Consider the following 18,094-nt stretch of genomic DNA (forward strand, 5'->3'; position numbering starts at 1 on the left):
TTCAAATTACCATGCTCCAATATCAAACATTACAAGTTGTTGAGCTAGGATAAGGGAATCAAGCAGATGAACAAAATGCCCATCTAAAAGATATTACCGATATTGTTAAGGAACTCGGTATCACGAAACAACAGCTACATAACTATAAAAAACTCCTAAAGTTGATTCCTGAGTTACAGGGTATGTTTGAAGATCAGGAGTTGAAAGCGATGACTATAAGCTTTTGGTCATAGGTATAAAGTTATCTTATTTCACATAACAATTAGGAATTAAGTTCGTTTTCCATAAATCGGAATAATGTTACTATGTCATAACGAACTCAAACAGAGGTATAATATGACAACAATTAAAGTGACACCTGAGCAGCTTATGACTGCCTCCAAGCAGTTTGAGTTAGCACAGCAAACGGCAACTCAAATGAATAGTAATTTAGTACAACAAATTTCATCTATGGGGCAATTGTGGGAAGGACTGACTAAAGAGCACTTTTACTATTCCTTCCAAACCTCTCAGAAGAATATGAATGACTTTGTTACCTTGACGGATTCTATTGCTAGGGAATTACGTCACCATGCAGATAAATTCAGATTAGCAGATCTGATGGAAGCAGGTAACATTGACGCAAGTTGTTTACCACCTCCACCGAATTCATGTGCTGTTCCTGCTCCAGATACACGGAATGCGTTCCAAAAATCAGTAGATAGCTTAACTGAACTAGGTCAGGATTTTGTAGACGCTAACTCAGTACGCTATGAGAAAAAGTTTAATTCAGTCTGGAGCTTTCTAGATTATATGTCATATGGTATTCCAAAAGGAATGTACCAAGGGTACATGGAACGGGCAGCTAAACAAAACGATTCATGGAATGACATGCTCAATTTCGGTACATTTGGAGTAACAGGTATGATTCAAGGGGCATTTAATCCAAACAATGCCTGGTCAAAGGAACACTGGGCTAATATGATCGGTACAGCAGGATTGTTTGGAGGAGTTAGTTCGGTAATCAAACCTAAAATTGGTTTGAAATCATCTATTAAGTATGAGATTCCGAAGAATAATGCGAATTCGAAATTGCGTAATTCAATAGAATCTGAACCTAAAACAGAAGTACAAACAGGTGGAAGAAACGATCTTTCAATTGATGAATATTTTCGTAGAGAAGCTGAAGCAGATGAGATGTATGATCAAATCAGAGCGTCTGATAGTGATGTAAGAGCAATAGCTGAAAATTCTGGAATGAAGGAAAGTAGAGTTCAAAGAATCAAAGAACACGTTTTCATAAATGAACATATAAAGTCGAGTGGTTATGGCAGATTTCATTCTGATTACGAAATAGCTCAAGCATGGGATAGATTACAAAAAGGATTACAAACAGAAAAAGATATGGATTTGCTTAATCATGAATTGTTTGAATCCAGATTTGAGGGTATATTTAAAACAGACTATGAGACTGCTCATAAAGCTGCGGTAAGGTCGGGTCGTCCATGGGAAATAGAATAGAGGAGATTTTATAATGGGAGCATTTGTTTTACTTTTTAAAGAGCATGAGGATGAGAATGTAGTTATCTATAGATATGGCCCAAATGAACACATTATGGGGAAAATTCAATTGAACAAAGAGACTAAGCTATTCTCTGAAATTGAACCTTTACCAGATCCGAGTCATTCAAATAAATTTTATTTTGATAGGGCTGCACAGCGGATGGCACGTTGCTTCGTTAAAGAAGGTGGTATATTTCCCGAAAAGTTGACATTTGAATCATAAAGTAGCTTCAATAATACGAACCGAGCTTGCTCCTTTAACAATAAAATAGGAGTGAGCTTTTTTCATTTTTCATAGTAATTTATCTGATGAAGAAGATAATTTGCATGCACCTAAGAATTTAGAGGTGGGTTTAAACAGGAGAGTCTTCAATCAGGCTACTTACTTAGTGATATGGTTAAAGTATACGGAAGGTACGTGAATGTTATGAAGTATGATGCATACTCAAAATTATGGGAAGAACAAAATAGTCTAATGAGATTATTAGAGGGGAGGGGGATGAATCAGAAATTTTTTTCATGGCTTTGATAAGAGGTTTTTTAATTTGAGATACATTTTTCCTTATCGGGGCATTAGTGCTTTACTTCACAAGGCGCTATGAATCATCGGATAGATTACTATAAATAAAACAAATATTTATTAAAAGGAGTATGTGATATTAACACCAAAACAAGAAGAGAGCCTTAGCAAATTTATGAGTATGATTCTTAGGCATGCACTAGAACAGTTTAGTCTTAAGCTAGACCATGAAGGTTATTGTGACATTAAAGATTTGATTCAAGGGATAAGATCAGAGAGTAGATGGGCCGATGTCTTTGAGTCGGATATCAAGCAAGTAGTAGACCATTGTGGTACATAAGAGCCAATTATGATCACAGTACAGGCAGATTAGATTATAAGGAAGCTACTCCACCAACAACTCTCTATCACGGTACAAACATAATTAGCAGGTAAAAGACGTGGGGAACTAGTGATCCTCGAAGTAGAAACAGAAAAGGCATTAGCTAATCAAGTGAAGTTTTATAAAGCCAACCATGGTGTTTGGCTTGCTGACCTTGTACCGCCACAGTACTTAAATAAGTTTGACAAAGCGTAGACTTAGAACATTAACGATGATAAAGAGACTAGATGTGATGAATCATCTAGTCTTTTTGATATGTCCTGTTTTGCTGTAAATACATAATCCTCCTAAAATTTTGAACGTATCCACGAGTGTCCACACTTACCCGCAAATGCCGCATAAAATATCCCGGGTGAACAAAGAGGAGGTGCATGTGAGAACAATGATACACATGGAATCCGTGCAAGTGGGTGAGCATACATTTATCGGAGTAGAGGTCAAACTGCCTAAAACAACGCTGTTGACGATCTCTAACTCCCGTGGTTACATCATGTGTGGTGCACTGGATGTTGGGCTGCTCAATGAGCGGCTGGCGGATCGGAAAATTCTTGCCGCACGAGCTGTGGGGGTAAAAACGCTGAAGGAATTGTTGGAAGCGCCGATGGAATCGGTGACGACTGAAGCGGAGCAACTGGGGATTAGGCCAGGTATGCCAGGATACGAAGCACTTTTGAAACTGGTGTAATGAAGCCTATGTGCATATGTTGCATAAAAGTAGAGGAACAAGAACCGAAAAAAACCGGACTTTTTGGCTCCGGTTTTTTTCTATGAAAAGTATTATTCTATCGAGAAGAATCATTTGAATTATATACGAACGATATGACCTGCAAGAACAATTATTCGGCAAACAAATGGGTCAGGTTCTCGCTAAAGGGTGCTTGTACAATCCCTTTTTCGGTAATGATGGCGGTAATGTACTCATGAGGTGTAACGTCGAATGCTGGGTTGTAGACTTTGATGCCCTGCGGGGCGGTCCTTTTACCAAAGCTTTCGGTAACTTCCTCCGCAGAACGCTCTTCAATCGGAATATCTGCGCCTGTTGCGGTCTGCAAATCAATGGTAGATAGTGGCGAAGCGACATAAAAAGGAATGCCATGCGCCTTCGCTAGCACAGCTAGGCTATAGGTGCCAATTTTGTTGGCCACATCTCCATTAGCAGCGACTCTATCTGTGCCGACAATAACGGCCTGTACCCATCCTTTGGACATCACCATGCCCGCCATATTGTCACAGAGCAGGGTGACATCAATGCCTGCCTGCTGAAGCTCGAAAGCGGTCAGGCGCGCCCCCTGCAGCACGGGGCGGGTTTCGTCGGCAAATACTTTGAGGTGAATGCCGTTCTCCTGCGCAAGGTACATCGGCGCGAGCGCTGTTCCGTATTTCGCTGTCGCCAATCCGCCTGCATTGCAGTGAGTAAGTACGCCCATCCCGTCCTCGAACAGAGGTAAAGCATGGATACCGATCTGGCGACATACTTCCTCATCCTCTGCCTGAATGGCTGTGGCTTCACGCTCCAGCCCGGCATTCCAGTCTTCGACCTGACCTCCGCTAGCTTCATCGATGAGTTCCCCAGCCCGCTTCTTCATGCGGTCCAAGGCCCAGAACAGGTTCACTGCCGTCGGGCGTGAAGTAGCCAAATGTCCGCACACGGCGTGTACATGCTGCAGCCACCCAGCAGCGTCGGTGCCGTCGTAGGCGGTAGCTCCTAGCACAACGCCGTAGGCCGCAGCCATCCCGATAGCGGGCGCACCACGTACCTTCATGGCATGTATGCCATCCCATACTTCCTCGGCCGTGAATAAATCCAGCATGACAATCGTTTCGGGCAGCAGACGCTGATCCAACATAGACAAGCGGTTGCCTTTCCACACCAGCGAAGATAGAGCCTGACTGGACACTGCAGCTTTCCCAGAGGTTACGGGCGCCGATTCTTTCTTTTCACTCATATTCTTTAAGCTCCTTTAGTTTGGGCAGCTGTTGCTGTCCGAACAATGTCTCCCAGTTCCCGAATCGAATGAAGCTCGCGATTGCGAAGAACCAAGGATTTACCGATAGATAACGCCAGACGTTCCGCAGCTTCCTTGATAGCAGGATCGGCAATGGTGTCGATATCTGCCACATGCGACAGGCTGATGATACGGCGAATCACTTTGCACCCTGCAAAACCAATCGTATCTTGCAGTACTTTCTGGAGATACAAGTCCTGATATCCCGCTGTACGTGCCATATGATCGGTGACATGCTCATCCCACAGTTTGCGGAACCTACGCTCAAACTGCTCCCATACCTGAATGGCGGTCTCCAGAACCCAGTCACGCCTTTCCTTTAGAGCCTTCTCGCCAGAGGTCCATCCGGGTTGTGCTGCGTAGTTCAACAGCAGATTGGCGATCACTGCTCCGATATCAAAGCCCATGGGTCCGTAGTAGGCAAATTCAGGATCAATGACTTTAGTCGATTCGGTCGTTACAAAAATGCTGCCAGTATGAAGGTCACCGTGCAGAAGCGCTTCGGTTCGTGTCAAAAACTTTTCTCGCAGCAAAGCCACTTCCAGGTGAAGCACTTGATCTGTACGTAGTGCCTCTGCTTCGTCTTCGATGTACGCACCATAGTTGTTATTATCTGAGATCCGATACGGTTCATCCAGAATCAGATCTTCAGTTATTTTGCAGAGATCCGGGTTGATAAAGCGTTTAACCAGGTCTTTTTTATCCTGCTGATTCATGCCCAAATCTGAGGTGAAGAAGAGCGTGCGTGCCAGAAACTCCCCAATATGATTAGCGAAATATGGATAGGTGTTTCCTTCTATTAGTCCCTTGCGCATGATGGTGTGTGAGCTAAGATCCTCCATCACGGTCAACGCAAGCTCATCGTCATACGCCAGTACCGCAGGAACCAATTCGGGGCAAATGTAGTGTTCCTGCTGAAGTGCCTCGCGTTCAATACGGGCACGATCCAGTGAAAGCGGCCAGGATTCACCCACAATTTTTACATAGGGAAGTGCCTGCTTGGCAATGATACTCTTGTTAGATTCAGAATCCGTAATATGAAAAACCAGATTTAAGTTACCATCACCGATTTCTCGGCATTCCAGATGGGCTTCCTGACTAAAAAATCCGGGGATGTTCTTCACGAATTCGATTGCTTCTTCAGTCGTTAAAGGATGATATTGGGACAACGAAGTCACCTCCATAAAATGTGCGCATGTAAATAGTTTAAAAAATATCACAATATTAAACCAAGTATTTTGATATGATATAGAAAGTATAACGAAAATCATTGAAGTTTTGTACATTTTTTTTATGGGGATTGAAAGAGGAAGAAAGGAGAACTCTTTTTTTGTTTCGTCTCCGTATAGAGAGGGTAAATATGAGACAGACGTCCGGCAGGTGATATTAGGATGCCCGCTGGCGTCTTACCGTCAGTAATGACGGTGATGGATATGTAAACGTTCCTGAAAGTCAATTTGATGAAAAAGGAAGGGATTTATGATGGCTAAAACAACAAGTAACTCGAAAAATACGCAAACCAAATCGGTGGAGGAACTTTTAAACCGTCAAGTCGCTAACCTCAATGTGTTATATGTAAAAATTCATAACTATCACTGGTATGTGAAAGGCTCTAGTTTCTACACACTCCATGTTAAATTTGAAGAGTTATACAATGAAGTGACATTGAAAATGGATGAGATCGCCGAGCGTTTGCTCGCGTTGAAAGGTTCTCCTTCCGCAACGTTGAAGGAATATCTGGAGCTGTCGTCGATTCAGGAAGCAACCGGCAACGAAGATGCTCCTAAGATGGTACAAACCTTGATCGAGGATTTTGCAACTGTATGCGAGGAGTTTCAGGAAGGTATCGAACTGGCGGAAAGCAATTCCGACCAGCCAACTGCAGATTTGCTGATTGGTTATAAAGCGGATCTGGAGAAACATATGTGGATGCTTCGCTCTTATTTGGGCTAATTGGCCGAATTTCGCTCCATTACCCAATGCCTAGTTCGGTGAAATTAATTCCACTCCATAGTGATGGGGTTACGCTCTGAAATAAACTCTCTACATGTAAAACGCTACTGACGTCATGCTGTCAGTAGCGTTTTTATGGCTGGAAAAAGATCATGCATCCCATGTTTTTTGTACAAATTTATAATTATATGAACAACCACAGGATGAATTTTGCTATTTGTGTGCCTAGTAGGGTGAACATTTTATGAAGAAAGTTGGATAACGTGTGTCTGTTGGTTGCACCCTTAAAGATATTTATTATAAAATAACTTGAGAATCATTGAGAATCAGTTTAGAATGATTATAAATAAATTTTTAAATATTACTTGAAATCAGGGGGCTCCCCTGTTTAAATATACTTTCTGATTTCGACACCACACTACATTTTTTGGAGGGTATTGCGAATATGGCTACAAACTTTAAGATTGAAGGTCTCAAGGCGACCATTGAAGGCAAGGAAATTTTGAAAGGTATTAACCTCGAAATGAAGGGCGGAGAAATCCATGCCATCATGGGTCCTAACGGTACGGGTAAAAGTACACTCGCGTCTGCTTTGATGGGTCATCCTAAATATGAAGTCACAGATGGCAAAGTAACTTTGGATGGAGAAGACGTGCTGGATATGGAAGTGGATGAGCGTGCACGTGCAGGATTGTTCTTGGCGATGCAGTATCCGAGTGAAATTGCAGGGGTAACGAACTCCGACTTTTTGCGTAGTGCGATCAACGCACGCCGTGAAGAAGGACAAGAAATCTCCCTGATTAAGTTTATCCGTCAAATGGAAAGCAAAATGAAAGAGCTCGAAATGAATCCTGAGTTTGCTCACCGTTACCTGAACGAAGGCTTCTCTGGTGGTGAGAAAAAACGGAATGAAATTTTGCAAATGATGATGATTGATCCGAAAATTGTCATTCTTGATGAAATCGACTCCGGTCTGGATATCGATGCTTTGAGAATCGTGGCTAGCGGTGTCAACGCTATGCGTTCCGAAGAGCGTGGTTTCCTTATCATTACTCACTATCAACGTCTGTTAAACTACGTTAAACCAGATTATGTACATGTAATGATGCAAGGACGTATCGTTAAATCCGGTGGTCCTGAGCTTGCTGAGCGTCTGGAAGCGGACGGTTACGACTGGATCAAGGAAGAGCTGGGTATCGTTGATGAAACTGTAGGACAAGAGGCGTAAGCCGGAAGCGAGGAGGAAAACTAATGACTACACAAACAATCCTTCCGGTAGATTCCGAGCAACTGCGTGTTCTGTCCGAACGTAACGGCGAACCATCTTGGTTGGCCGAAGACAGACAAAAAGCACTTGAGCTTGCAGGCAAACTGGAGCTTCCGGTATTTGAAAAAACAAAAATCGAACGATGGAAATTAAACGATTACGGTCAACATAAACAGAACGAGGTCATTGCATCGGTAGGGCAGGTCCCGGCAGCCATTGCTGATCTGGTCAAAGAGCAACAGGAGGGTGGTCTGATTATTCAGCGCAACTCCGGCGCGGTATATGTGAAGCTGAGCGAGGAATTGGCGGCGCAAGGCGTCATTTTCACGGATTTACAAACAGCGGTTAAAGAGCATGCTGATTTGGTTAAAGCTCATCTGAACACAGTTATTAAGGCTGAAGAAAATTCATTATCTGCATTGCACGCAGCACTCTGGAACGGTGGAGTATTTGCTTATGTGCCTAAAAATGTAGAGCTGAACGTTCCGCTTCAAGCTGTATTCCTGACGGACGATGCGACTGCAACGTTTGCGCCGCATGTGCTGCTCATTGTCGAAAGCCACAGTTCCGTGACGTACGTAGATAACTATGTATCTGCGGATTTGGCGGCACCTGTTCTTCATAACGGTGCGGTAGAAGTTGTTGCAAATGCAGGAGCTAAAGTACGTTATGCGACAGTCCATCAGTTTGGAGAGCAAGTAACGGATATTTCGATTCGTCGTGCTACGTTGGGAAATGACGCAGCTATCGAATGGATTGTGGGCGAAATGAACAACGGTAATACAGCAAGCAATACCATGTCCGTGCTCAAAGGCAATGGCTCCAATTCGGATGCCAAGATCATTGCTGTTGGTTCCGGCTCACAAAAGCTGAACTATACGACACAAGCACAGCATTTTGGTAAAAATTCCGCCAGTCAGATGATTACGCGCGCAGTAATGCGTGAAGAAGCGTCTTCCATCATTAACGGAATTACAAAAATTGAAAAAGGTGCTACCAAAGCAGACGGTCAGCAAACAGAACGTGTTCTTATGCTCAGCCCGAAAGCGCGTGGTGACGCTAACCCGATCCTGCTGATTGATGAAGATGATGTAACGGCAGGTCACGCAGCATCGGTTGGTCAGGTAAACCGTGAACAAGTGTATTACTTGATGTCCCGCGGGATTAGCCGTGCAGAAGCTGAACGTCTGATTATTTATGGCTTCTTGGCACCTGTCGTATCTGAAATTCCGCTCGAAGGACTTCAACATCAGCTGCAAAGCCTTGTTGAAAGGAAGTTAGGCCAATGAATACTGCATTGATCCGTGAACAGTTCCCGATTTTACATCAGGAGATTAACGGTCATCCGCTGGTTTATTTGGATAATGCGGCCACTTCGCAAAAACCGCTGGCGGTCATCGAGGCGATCAAGCACTACTACGAATTTGATAATTCAAATGTTCACCGTGGTGTGCATACCTTGGGTAGTCGCGCAACGGATGCTTATGAAGGTGCGCGGGAGAAGGTAGCCCGCTTTCTGAATGCAAAGCGCAGTCAGGAAATTATTTTTACAAGAGGAACAACAACGGCGTTGAATCTGGTCGCTTCTTCCTATGGCAGGGCTAATTGCCAGGCAGGTGATGAAATTGTCATCACCCAAATGGAGCATCACAGTAATCTGATTCCGTGGCAACAGGTAGCCAAAGCCACGGGCGCGACTTTGAAATATATTCCACTTCAAGAGGATGGTAGCGTTGATCTTGCTGATGTTGAGAATACCATTACAGAAAACACGAAAATTGTAGCGATTGCGCATGTCTCCAATGTGCTGGGTGTTGTGAACCCTGTCAAAGAGATTGCAGCTATTGCGCATCGCAACGGCGCAGTCATCGTTATAGACGGTGCACAAAGCACACCACATATGAAAGTAGACGTGCAAGACATCGATGCTGACTTTTATGCCTTTTCGGGTCACAAAATGTGTGCTCCTACTGGGATCGGAGCACTGTACGGCAAGAAGGCGCTGCTGGAAAACATGGAGCCCATTGAGTTCGGCGGTGAAATGATCGACGATGTGGGATTGTACGAATCCACATGGAAGGAGCTGCCTTGGAAATTTGAAGGTGGAACGCCGATTATAGCCGGAGCCGTTGGCTTGGGAGCTGCCATTGATTTTCTGGAAAGCATCGGACTGGACGCCATTGCACAGCATGAAAGCCGTCTGGTCGACTATGCTCTCAAACGTCTCCGTGAAGTGGAGGGGTTGACGATTTACGGACCTGCAGAACGTCATGTCGGGCTTGTAACATTCAACTTGGATGATGTGCATCCGCATGATGTAGCTACCGTATTGGATAGCAAAGGGGTGGCTGTACGTGCAGGCCATCATTGCTGCCAGCCATTGATGCGCTGGTTGAAAGCCAGTGCGACTGCACGTGCCAGCTTTTACCTCTATAACACGGAAGAGGAAGTCGACGCTTTGGTCAGCGCCTTAATCCAAACAAAGGAGTATTTTGGCGATGCAACTTGATGACTTGTACCGACGCGTGATTATGGATCATTATAAAAATCCGCGCAATCGCGGACGTTTTGAGGACGATGCCGTTACGGTGGATTTGAATAATCCTACGTGTGGTGACCGGATTTCTCTTCAACTCAAAACGAAAGACGGCGTGGTCGAAGATGCCCGTTTTACTGGCGAAGGCTGCTCGATTAGTATGTCCTCAGCTTCGATGATGACAGAAGCGGTTAAAGGAAAAACGATTGACCAGGCACTGGATATGGCGAGCCGCTTCTCTTCTTTAATGAAGGGAGAAGCCGTCGAATTCGATGATTATGAAGAATTGGAAGCTTTGTCAGGTGTAAATAAGTTCCCGGCCCGCATCAAATGTGCGACACTGGCTTGGAACGCGCTGCGCAAAGGGATTGATGAAGATAAATAATTTAAATAGAACAGAGGAGGTTTGAGAAACATGGCCAAGAAAGCACCGGAAATGGAAGAGTATAAATATGGCTTTCGTGACGAGCACAAGTCCATTTTCCAAACAGGTAAGGGTCTCACTCCGGAAATTGTAAAGGAAATCTCCAAAATTAAGGATGAGCCAGAATGGATGCTGGAGTTCCGTCTGAAAGCACTGAAACAGTTTGAAAAAATGCCAATGCCAAACTGGGGCGGAGATATGGATGAACTGGATTTCAACGATATCCAGTACTATGTAAGACCTTCCGAGAAACAAGGGAAGACATGGGAAGAAGTTCCGACGGAAATTAAAGAAACCTTTGATAAACTGGGTATTCCTGAGGCGGAGCAAAAGTTTTTGGCTGGTGTATCCGCACAGTATGAATCCGAGGTTGTCTACCACAGTATGCAAAAGGAACTGGAAGACCAGGGCGTTATTTTCATGGATACCGATACGGCGTTGCGTGAGCATCCTGAGATTCTGAAAGAGTATTTTGCAACAGTTGTACCTCCTGCGGACAATAAGTTTGCTGCACTGAACAGTGCGGTATGGTCAGGCGGTAGCTTCATCTATGTACCAAAAGGCGTGAAATGTGAAGTTCCATTGCAGGCTTACTTCCGTATCAACTCGGAAAACATGGGTCAATTTGAGCGTACGCTTATTATTGCGGACGAAGACAGCTTTGTGCATTATGTAGAAGGTTGCACGGCTCCAATTTACAGCACGAACTCACTGCATAGTGCCGTGGTCGAAATTATTTGTAAGAAGAACGCACGCGTTCGTTATACAACGATCCAGAACTGGGCACCAAACATCTATAACCTGGTAACCAAACGTGCGGTTGCAGAAGAAAACGCAACGATGGAATGGGTCGATGGTAACATCGGTTCCAAGTTGACGATGAAGTATCCAGCCGTTGTATTGAAAGGCCGTGGAGCGAAAGGGATGGTCCTGTCCATCGCTGTTGCAGGCAAAGGCCAGCATCAGGATGCAGGTGCGAAAATGATCCACTTGGCACCAGACACCACCTCCACAATTGTATCCAAGTCGATCAGTAAGCACGGCGGTAAAGTAACGTATCGCGGATTAGCTTCATTCGGTCGTCAGGCTCAAGGTGCAAAATCGAATATCAAGTGTGATACGCTGATTTTGGATAATCAATCAACTTCAGATACTATTCCTTATAATGAAATCATGAATGACGACATCACGCTTGAGCACGAAGCAACGGTTTCCAAGGTATCGGAAGATCAGCTGTTCTATCTGATGAGCCGTGGTTTGACTGAAGCAGAGGCAACGCAAATGATCGTTATGGGCTTTATTGAGCCGTTCACCAAAGAGCTGCCGATGGAATATGCGGTAGAAATGAACCGTTTGATCAAGTTCGAAATGGAAGGCAGTATTGGTTAAAACGCAGTAACCCTTGGTGTGATAAGGTTTTTGAGGTATTCTAAAGCTGTTAAATCGGAGTCGTGCCGATTTTGTGCCGACTCGGATTTCCTGCTAGTACAGAAGGCGAACTTTTTAAGTTCGCCTTCTTCTATTTTTTCCGTAATGTCTAAAAAGATGTCGGCAGTTTTCTGAATTGTCTTATGATCTAACGCTTTTATAAGGGGAGATAGAATTAAAAAAAATTATTGTTAGGACTGCGGATAATTGCCTAGCACTTAACTATGTTTGCTTAATAGGATATTGTAAAGCCACAAAACATAAGGAGGCAGGCAACGGATGCAGAAGAATAAAGCTGGAGTGAAGAAGAAACCCCTCTCTTCTAAACAGACACAGAGGCATGTACATGAATTTGAAGGTAGTACCAAACTGGCTGAAGAAGGCGCAGACCGACATAACCACCGCTTTGCAGGTGTTACTGGGCAAGCGATTCGAGTTGGAAGAAGTCATGTCCATGAAATTGATCTTTCAAAAACTGATTTCGTGAACCATTTTCATAATCTGAGAAGGATTAGAACAGGACCCGCTATTCCAGTCGGAAATGGCAAGCACGTACATTTTGTTACGGGCCAAACCACATTAAATGATGGTCATGTACACCAGTTCAATTTCGCAACATTGATTCAGGCACCTCTTATTTAATAAACAAATGTAGCAAATAATATAGTAGTAGAAACGCGTTTTTATTGTGTTTGATCGTTGTAAATTGTGACTAGGTTAATGTCCCTAACATAAAAAGAGGCTGTCCTTCGTAGAAGAACCTACGAATCAAGGACAGTCTCTTTTTATTCGCGTAGCCTGGGCTTCGGCAAGACATTTCGTTCCACCGAAGTAACGCCGGGAGGCAGTAGCGGATCAGGATTCCAAATAAATTTCATCAATGGATACATGGCGTTCCCTAGATAAATCTACATATTCATCATCGTTAATTCTCACTAAGGGTCTGAAGTAATCAGCAGGATTGTTCAGAATAATCGTTCCTGTCTGCCCTGTAGTCAGCAGAACCTGCTTATTAATGAAATTAGGAAGCATATGTCTGATGAACACTTGGGTAGCTTCTGGGTTTAGATGTCCAAAACTCATGCTGTGCAGCTCGCGTAATACGGCGAGTAGCTCCTGCTTCGTCTGGTACACACGATTGGAAATCATCGCGCTATACACGTCTGCAATAGCTGTTATGCTGGCAAAAGGATGAATTTCTTCCTTGAACAGTCCATGGGGATATCCACTTCCATCTTCACGCTCGTGATGCTGCAAGGCGACAATTGCAGAAATCTCATCGCTGGTTGAATTGCGAATAATATCATAGCCATAGAGAGAATGTTTCTTCATTTCATGAAATTCTTCAGGTGTCAGTTTATCCGGTTTGTTCAAAATTTCATCCGGTATCATGGATTTGCCTATATCGTGTAAATATCCGGCTTTACCAGCGGCATAAGCTTCTTCTTCTGTATATCCAAGCCATGTGGCAATGTAATATGACAGTACACCTACTTGGAGAGAATGATTATAGGTATAGTGATCTCCCCGCTCCATAATTAACAGCAGAGATACGACATCTTTTTGACGAGCCAGCTCTGAAACGAGAGGGCCGAACAGTTCATCAACTCGATATTCATCAAATTTTCCAGTTGAGGAAGCTTCGAGAAACATGCTTTCAAAGCCACTGATCGTCTGCTCCATGAGGGGAACGGCGCGTTTGAGGGATTCAGGGGAAGCTGGAACATCGGGGGCAAAGTCAACCGGAATGCTCGCAGAACCGGCATCAATGTCGATATAATCGACACCATGCATAATGAGTTTGGAAATGTCGTCATGCTGAAGCTCGGTGCCCTGAATCATGACAGGTACACCGTGCCCATTGTATGTATCGGATTTGAGGCGATCTCCCGGCTTGGCATCGGTAACGTGAACTCTCATGTGCTAACCTCCTTATTGTCGTAAATTTGTCGAAAATATGAAACAACCCTAATATATCAAGAATTATATGGGATGACAACGACTAAATTACTATTATTCCAAGCTGTAAAATAGGTCCCAGGCACCCGTTTCCTATCAGATTCCTACAGTAGATTACGTCAATGCTTTTCACTATGTTTATGATGTGAGATTGTTCAGAGAGTACAGCGAAGCTTAAGGACTATGTCCACTCATATGTACCATATTGCTAAATAACATGGTATGCTTAAACATTAGAAGCTCCAAAGTCGATATATATAAAGTATAGAGGAGGGCGGTTATGGAGATGACGACTCGGCAAACGTTGACCATTTTGCATACCAATGATATCCATAGTCATTTTGGCAGTATGCCTTCGATAGCCGCGATGATCGATGAACGAAGAGCCGCATCACGGGATGCGCTGCTTGTGCTCGACATAGGAGACCACATGGACCGGATGGCCCCCGAAACGGAAGGAACGCTCGGTGGGGCAAATGTGGATGTGATTAATCTAACAGGATACGATGCAATTACGATCGGTAACAATGAGGGACTGACTTTTACCCCGGATATGATTGAACAGGCATATGCGGGGATTCATTGTCCGGTCGTATGCGGCAATATGACAGAGCGTGCTACGGGGATGAGCCCTTCGTGGATGAAGGAATCCCTTATCGTAGACAAAGCTGGAATCAAGGTCGGTTTACTCGGTGTGACGGCTCCTTTTGTAGAGTTTTATCAATTGCTGGGCTGGGATGTGCTCAATCCGTTTGAGGTGCTGGGGAAGCAGATCGCGGCACTGAGAAAGCAGGTTGATGTTTTGGTCGTGATGTCGCACCTGGGTCTACCTTCCGATCAAAAATTAGCGTCGCAGTTTCCTGAAATTGACGTTATCCTTGGAGGTCACACCCATCATGTGCTGGAGGAACCGCTTTGGATCGGAAAAACAGCTTTATGTGGGGCGGGGAAGTTCGGAACGCTGCTGGGTGAAGTGACACTAAGTCGTAACAATAGCCTCGAACCGTTTCGAGTCACGTCAGGCGGCGTAGTTCCTGTAGATCAGACACTACTGGACGAAAAAGTGGCATCGGCCATTGTGGTGCATCGCAGACAAGCAGAGCGCGCCATGGAGAGCACCATTGCGGTGACGGATCGGAAACTGGAGATTGCATATGATCAGGAATCCCCTTTTGGGAATATGCTGGCACAAGCGGTGTCCCATTTTACAGGAACAGAAATTGCCCTCGTCAATGCGGGACAACTGCTCGGCCCATTACCTCAAGGGGATATCAGCAAAGGAATACTACATTCCTTATGCCCTTCGCCGATTAATGCCTGTGTTATGAAGTTGCGGGGAAGAGATATTCGGTTGGCGCTGGAGCAGTCCTTGCTGCCTGAATTTACAGACAAGCCCATGACGGGCTTTGGCTTCAGAGGCAAAGTGCTTGGCACGATGTGTGTGGAAGGCTTGGCCATTCAGTATGACTCGGGCCGTGCTCCTTATGAAAAAGTGACGGACATTCGTGTAGCGGGTCAACCTTTGGAAGAGCATGAGGAATACACAGTGGGCACGTTGGATATGTTCACTTTCAAAGCAGGTTATGAAGTGCTTGCGAACGGAACAGATCTCCGATTTATGCTTCCAGAATTTTTACGGGATTTGATTGAAATGGAGTTGAAGCGTCCGGGCGCGATGGAAGAATGTTTTGCAGCTAGGTGGCTTCAGGTATCAAAACAATCGGGAGAGGATTAAGCTGCGACTGGTACCTGTTACATTATTGAGAGCCGGCATGAAGCTGGGCAAAAAAATATACAATGAAAACGGAATGGTGCTGCTCTCGGAAGGTGTTGAGCTTACTTCGCGATTGATTGAACGTCTAGGCCAAGTCGGTATTGGATATGTATACATTGAGGATGCTGTGACAGAAGATATCGTCATTCCTGAGATGATCCATGAACAGACAAGGGCCGCGGCGCTACAGGAAATCAAAAAGCAGTTTCAAGGGTTGTCATCCTACTCCGTAGATCATAAGCACAAATATTTTGGCAAGTCATTTTATAAGGTGATGGAATCCATTCTGGACGATATTGGAGGCCGTCAGGACACCATCATTATGTTGATGGATATCGGGGCCGCGGATCAGGATTTGTATCATCATTCTTTGAACGTATGTTTATATTCACTAGTACTTGGAATATCCAATGGCTACGATAATAACCAGCTCATGGAGCTGGGGATAGGTTCACTACTGCACGATATCGGTAAAATGAAAATTTCACCTCAAGTACTCTATAAGCCGGGTAAATTGACGGATGAGGAATATGAGCATATGAAAACACACACGGTGATCGGCTACAAGCTGCTCAAAGACGAGCCTGGAATTCCCTTGTTGTCGGCTCATTGTGCATTACAGCATCATGAGCGTATCGACGGCAGTGGATACCCACATGGTTGGAAAAAGGACCAGATCCACGAATATGCGAAATGGATCGGTCTGGCGGACTCGTACGACGCAATGACAGCAAGTCGGATATATAAACAGGCTTTGTTGCCTTATGAAGCGATGGAAGTGCTGTACGCCGGGGCAGGAACGTTATATGAGCAGCGAATGCTGGAAGCCTTTCGTGATTGTGTAGCTATTTACCCCCTGGGACTCTCTGTGGTGCTCAACACGGGGGAAGAGGGGGTCGTGGTGCGTATACATCCCAAAATCCCGCAAAGACCCGTCATTCGCATTGTAAGGGACCGGGATGGGCAGGAAGTGAAGGCACCTTATGATGTCGATTTGTCCGTATCCCTCTCGGTTATGATTACAAACACATTGGGCGCTACTGCCGCCCCTTTCGGAGGAGTACACGTAGATTAGCAGATGATGTGGAAGAAAGCATGCAGACACTTTACACATCATGATATGATAATTATACGTCTTTTGAGGTTAATAACAGAAATAAGGTGAAAACATAATGACAGTTCTACAAAATAACACGCTACCCCAAATATCGCCAACCTATGATCCGTGGGACCCGATTGTCTCACTGCGTACACATGGTCGTCATTTGCTAACGAGTGTGGAAATGACCGTAACGCATCTATGTAATATGCGCTGTGAGCATTGCGCTGTTGGCGACATGTTAGTTATGAAGGAGGCCCCTTTCCTGCCGTTAGACCTAATGCTGAAGCGTCTGGATGAAGTCGAGCATCTGGAGACCATCAGTATTACAGGCGGGGAACCTGCTTTACTCGATAAAACAGTGGATGAAGTGATCGTTCCACTGCTGAAATATGCCAAGGAGCGCGGTATTCGCTCACAAATCAACTCCAATCTGACGTTAGATATTCGCAGATATGAGAAGATGCTTCCTTATCTGGATGTGATGCATATTTCGTTTAACTATTTGAATGCGGACGATTTTTATGAAGTGGGTTTTGCAAATACCGGCCGGCCGACTCCACGTGCGGGTGCTGTTCGCCTGTATGAAAAAATGATGGAAAATGCCCGCAGATTGAGTGAAATGGGAATGTTCATTTCAGCTGAATCCATGATTAATTATCGGACACACACGAAGCTGGAGGGCATTCATCAGTTAATCAACGAAATGGGATGCCGACGGCATGAAGTTCATCCAATGTATGCGTCGAATTTTGCCTCTGCTTTGCCTGTGCTTTCACTCGACGATATGCGAAACTCTATCCATAAGCTGCTGGATGTACGTAATCAGGACATGTGGATGTTGTTTGGGACATTACCGTTCTTTGCTTGTTCGGATCGGGAAGAAGACCGCAAACTGCTTCGCCGCTTGCGTCAGGAACCGAATATTACGGTGCGTAATGATCCAGACGGAAGAAACCGTGTGAATGTGAATATGTTCACGGGTAGCGTGTATGTGACGGATTTTGCAGACATTCCGGCTTTCGGAAACATTCAGGAAGACAGTCTGGACGATATTTTTGGTGAATGGCTGAATGAGCATCCGCTGAATCAGACTGTGAACTGTCATTGTGATGCCGCTGCCTGTTGTGGACCGAACCTGCTCGTGGCGGATATGTACTACAAAGGAATAGACTTTAAATCAAGAAAAGCATTACAATTATGA

17 protein-coding genes are annotated in these 18,094 nt (G+C 44.7%); 14 read left to right on the forward strand and 3 right to left on the reverse strand.

Annotation, left to right across the window (positions count from 1 at the left end; genetic code table 11):
- Positions 1-336 precede the first annotated feature (336 nt).
- From NSQ58_RS21760 to NSQ58_RS21775, 4 genes are all read left to right on the forward strand, one after another.
- Positions 337-1,500, forward strand: coding sequence for a WXG100 family type VII secretion target (locus NSQ58_RS21760; RefSeq protein WP_341058188.1), 1,164 nt, complete (start codon positions 337-339; stop codon positions 1,498-1,500).
- Between the two features lie 13 nt (positions 1,501-1,513).
- The gene (locus NSQ58_RS21765) at positions 1,514-1,765 is read left to right on the forward strand and encodes a hypothetical protein (RefSeq protein ID WP_023987879.1); all 252 of its coding nucleotides are present in this window, start codon (positions 1,514-1,516) and stop codon (positions 1,763-1,765) included.
- A gap of 430 nt (positions 1,766-2,195) precedes the next feature.
- On the forward strand, positions 2,196-2,402 hold the full coding sequence (locus NSQ58_RS26825; protein WP_370671149.1) for an RNA 2'-phosphotransferase: 207 nt from the start codon (positions 2,196-2,198) through the stop codon (positions 2,400-2,402).
- Between the two features lie 424 nt (positions 2,403-2,826).
- Positions 2,827-3,129 carry a YunC family protein gene (locus NSQ58_RS21775; protein WP_341058563.1) on the forward strand — a complete coding sequence of 101 codons (303 nt, stop codon included), beginning with the start codon at positions 2,827-2,829 and terminating at the stop codon, positions 3,127-3,129.
- Positions 3,130-3,280: 151 nt separating this feature from the next.
- Here the strand turns inward: NSQ58_RS21775 and mtnA are convergent, their stop codons facing one another.
- Both mtnA and mtnK read right to left on the reverse strand, forming a co-directional pair.
- Positions 3,281-4,390, reverse strand: a complete 1,110-nt coding sequence (gene mtnA, locus NSQ58_RS21780; RefSeq protein WP_338533427.1) for an S-methyl-5-thioribose-1-phosphate isomerase — start codon at positions 4,388-4,390, stop codon at positions 3,281-3,283.
- Positions 4,391-4,395: 5 nt separating this feature from the next.
- Complete coding sequence (gene mtnK / locus NSQ58_RS21785) at positions 4,396-5,619, reverse strand: S-methyl-5-thioribose kinase (protein ID WP_028542908.1); 1,224 nt, start codon at positions 5,617-5,619, stop codon at positions 4,396-4,398.
- Between the two features lie 313 nt (positions 5,620-5,932).
- Here mtnK and NSQ58_RS21790 point away from each other — a divergent pair, with 313 nt between their 5' ends.
- The 7 genes from NSQ58_RS21790 to NSQ58_RS21820 all read left to right on the forward strand — a co-directional run bounded on the left by NSQ58_RS21790 (position 5,933) and on the right by NSQ58_RS21820 (position 12,700).
- Complete coding sequence (locus tag NSQ58_RS21790; protein ID WP_013309551.1) at positions 5,933-6,403, forward strand: Dps family protein; 471 nt, start codon at positions 5,933-5,935, stop codon at positions 6,401-6,403.
- Positions 6,404-6,848: 445 nt separating this feature from the next.
- Complete coding sequence (gene sufC, locus NSQ58_RS21795) at positions 6,849-7,631, forward strand: Fe-S cluster assembly ATPase SufC (RefSeq protein ID WP_013309552.1); 783 nt, start codon at positions 6,849-6,851, stop codon at positions 7,629-7,631.
- Positions 7,632-7,654: 23 nt separating this feature from the next.
- The gene (gene sufD, locus NSQ58_RS21800; RefSeq protein ID WP_023987884.1) at positions 7,655-8,959 is read left to right on the forward strand and encodes a Fe-S cluster assembly protein SufD; all 1,305 of its coding nucleotides are present in this window, start codon (positions 7,655-7,657) and stop codon (positions 8,957-8,959) included.
- Entirely contained in the window at positions 8,956-10,179 is a 1,224-nt protein-coding gene (locus NSQ58_RS21805) for a cysteine desulfurase (protein WP_341058190.1), read from the forward strand. The genes sufD and NSQ58_RS21805 overlap by 4 nt, the downstream gene beginning before the upstream one ends.
- The gene (gene sufU, locus NSQ58_RS21810; RefSeq protein WP_013309555.1) at positions 10,169-10,591 is read left to right on the forward strand and encodes a Fe-S cluster assembly sulfur transfer protein SufU; all 423 of its coding nucleotides are present in this window, start codon (positions 10,169-10,171) and stop codon (positions 10,589-10,591) included. Before NSQ58_RS21805 ends, sufU begins: the two co-directional genes overlap by 11 nt.
- 30 nt (positions 10,592-10,621) lie before the next feature.
- Complete coding sequence (gene sufB / locus NSQ58_RS21815; protein WP_013309556.1) at positions 10,622-12,019, forward strand: Fe-S cluster assembly protein SufB; 1,398 nt, start codon at positions 10,622-10,624, stop codon at positions 12,017-12,019.
- 318 nt (positions 12,020-12,337) lie between these two features.
- On the forward strand, positions 12,338-12,700 hold the full coding sequence (locus NSQ58_RS21820) for a YmaF family protein (RefSeq protein WP_028542906.1): 363 nt from the start codon (positions 12,338-12,340) through the stop codon (positions 12,698-12,700).
- Positions 12,701-12,913: 213 nt separating this feature from the next.
- Here NSQ58_RS21820 and NSQ58_RS21825 read toward each other — a convergent pair whose 3' ends face one another.
- Positions 12,914-13,978, reverse strand: a complete 1,065-nt coding sequence (locus NSQ58_RS21825; RefSeq protein WP_023987887.1) for an HD-GYP domain-containing protein — start codon at positions 13,976-13,978, stop codon at positions 12,914-12,916.
- 319 nt (positions 13,979-14,297) lie between these two features.
- On the opposite strand from NSQ58_RS21825, the gene NSQ58_RS21830 reads away from it, so the two are divergent.
- The 3 genes from NSQ58_RS21830 to yfkAB all read left to right on the forward strand — a co-directional run bounded on the left by NSQ58_RS21830 (position 14,298) and on the right by yfkAB (position 18,094).
- Positions 14,298-15,752 carry a bifunctional metallophosphatase/5'-nucleotidase gene (locus NSQ58_RS21830; protein ID WP_023987888.1) on the forward strand — a complete coding sequence of 485 codons (1,455 nt, stop codon included), beginning with the start codon at positions 14,298-14,300 and terminating at the stop codon, positions 15,750-15,752.
- Positions 15,706-16,866, forward strand: a complete 1,161-nt coding sequence (locus NSQ58_RS21835; RefSeq protein ID WP_025722542.1) for an HD-GYP domain-containing protein — start codon at positions 15,706-15,708, stop codon at positions 16,864-16,866. The genes NSQ58_RS21830 and NSQ58_RS21835 overlap by 47 nt, the downstream gene beginning before the upstream one ends.
- 97 nt (positions 16,867-16,963) lie before the next feature.
- Positions 16,964-18,094 (forward strand): radical SAM/CxCxxxxC motif protein YfkAB, encoded by a 1,131-nt coding sequence (gene yfkAB / locus NSQ58_RS21840; protein ID WP_023987890.1) that lies wholly within the window; start codon positions 16,964-16,966, stop codon positions 18,092-18,094.

This window comes from Paenibacillus sp. FSL M7-0134 (assembly GCF_038007865.1).
In the GTDB taxonomy this organism is placed as follows: Bacteria; Bacillota; Bacilli; order Paenibacillales; family Paenibacillaceae; genus Paenibacillus; species Paenibacillus polymyxa_B.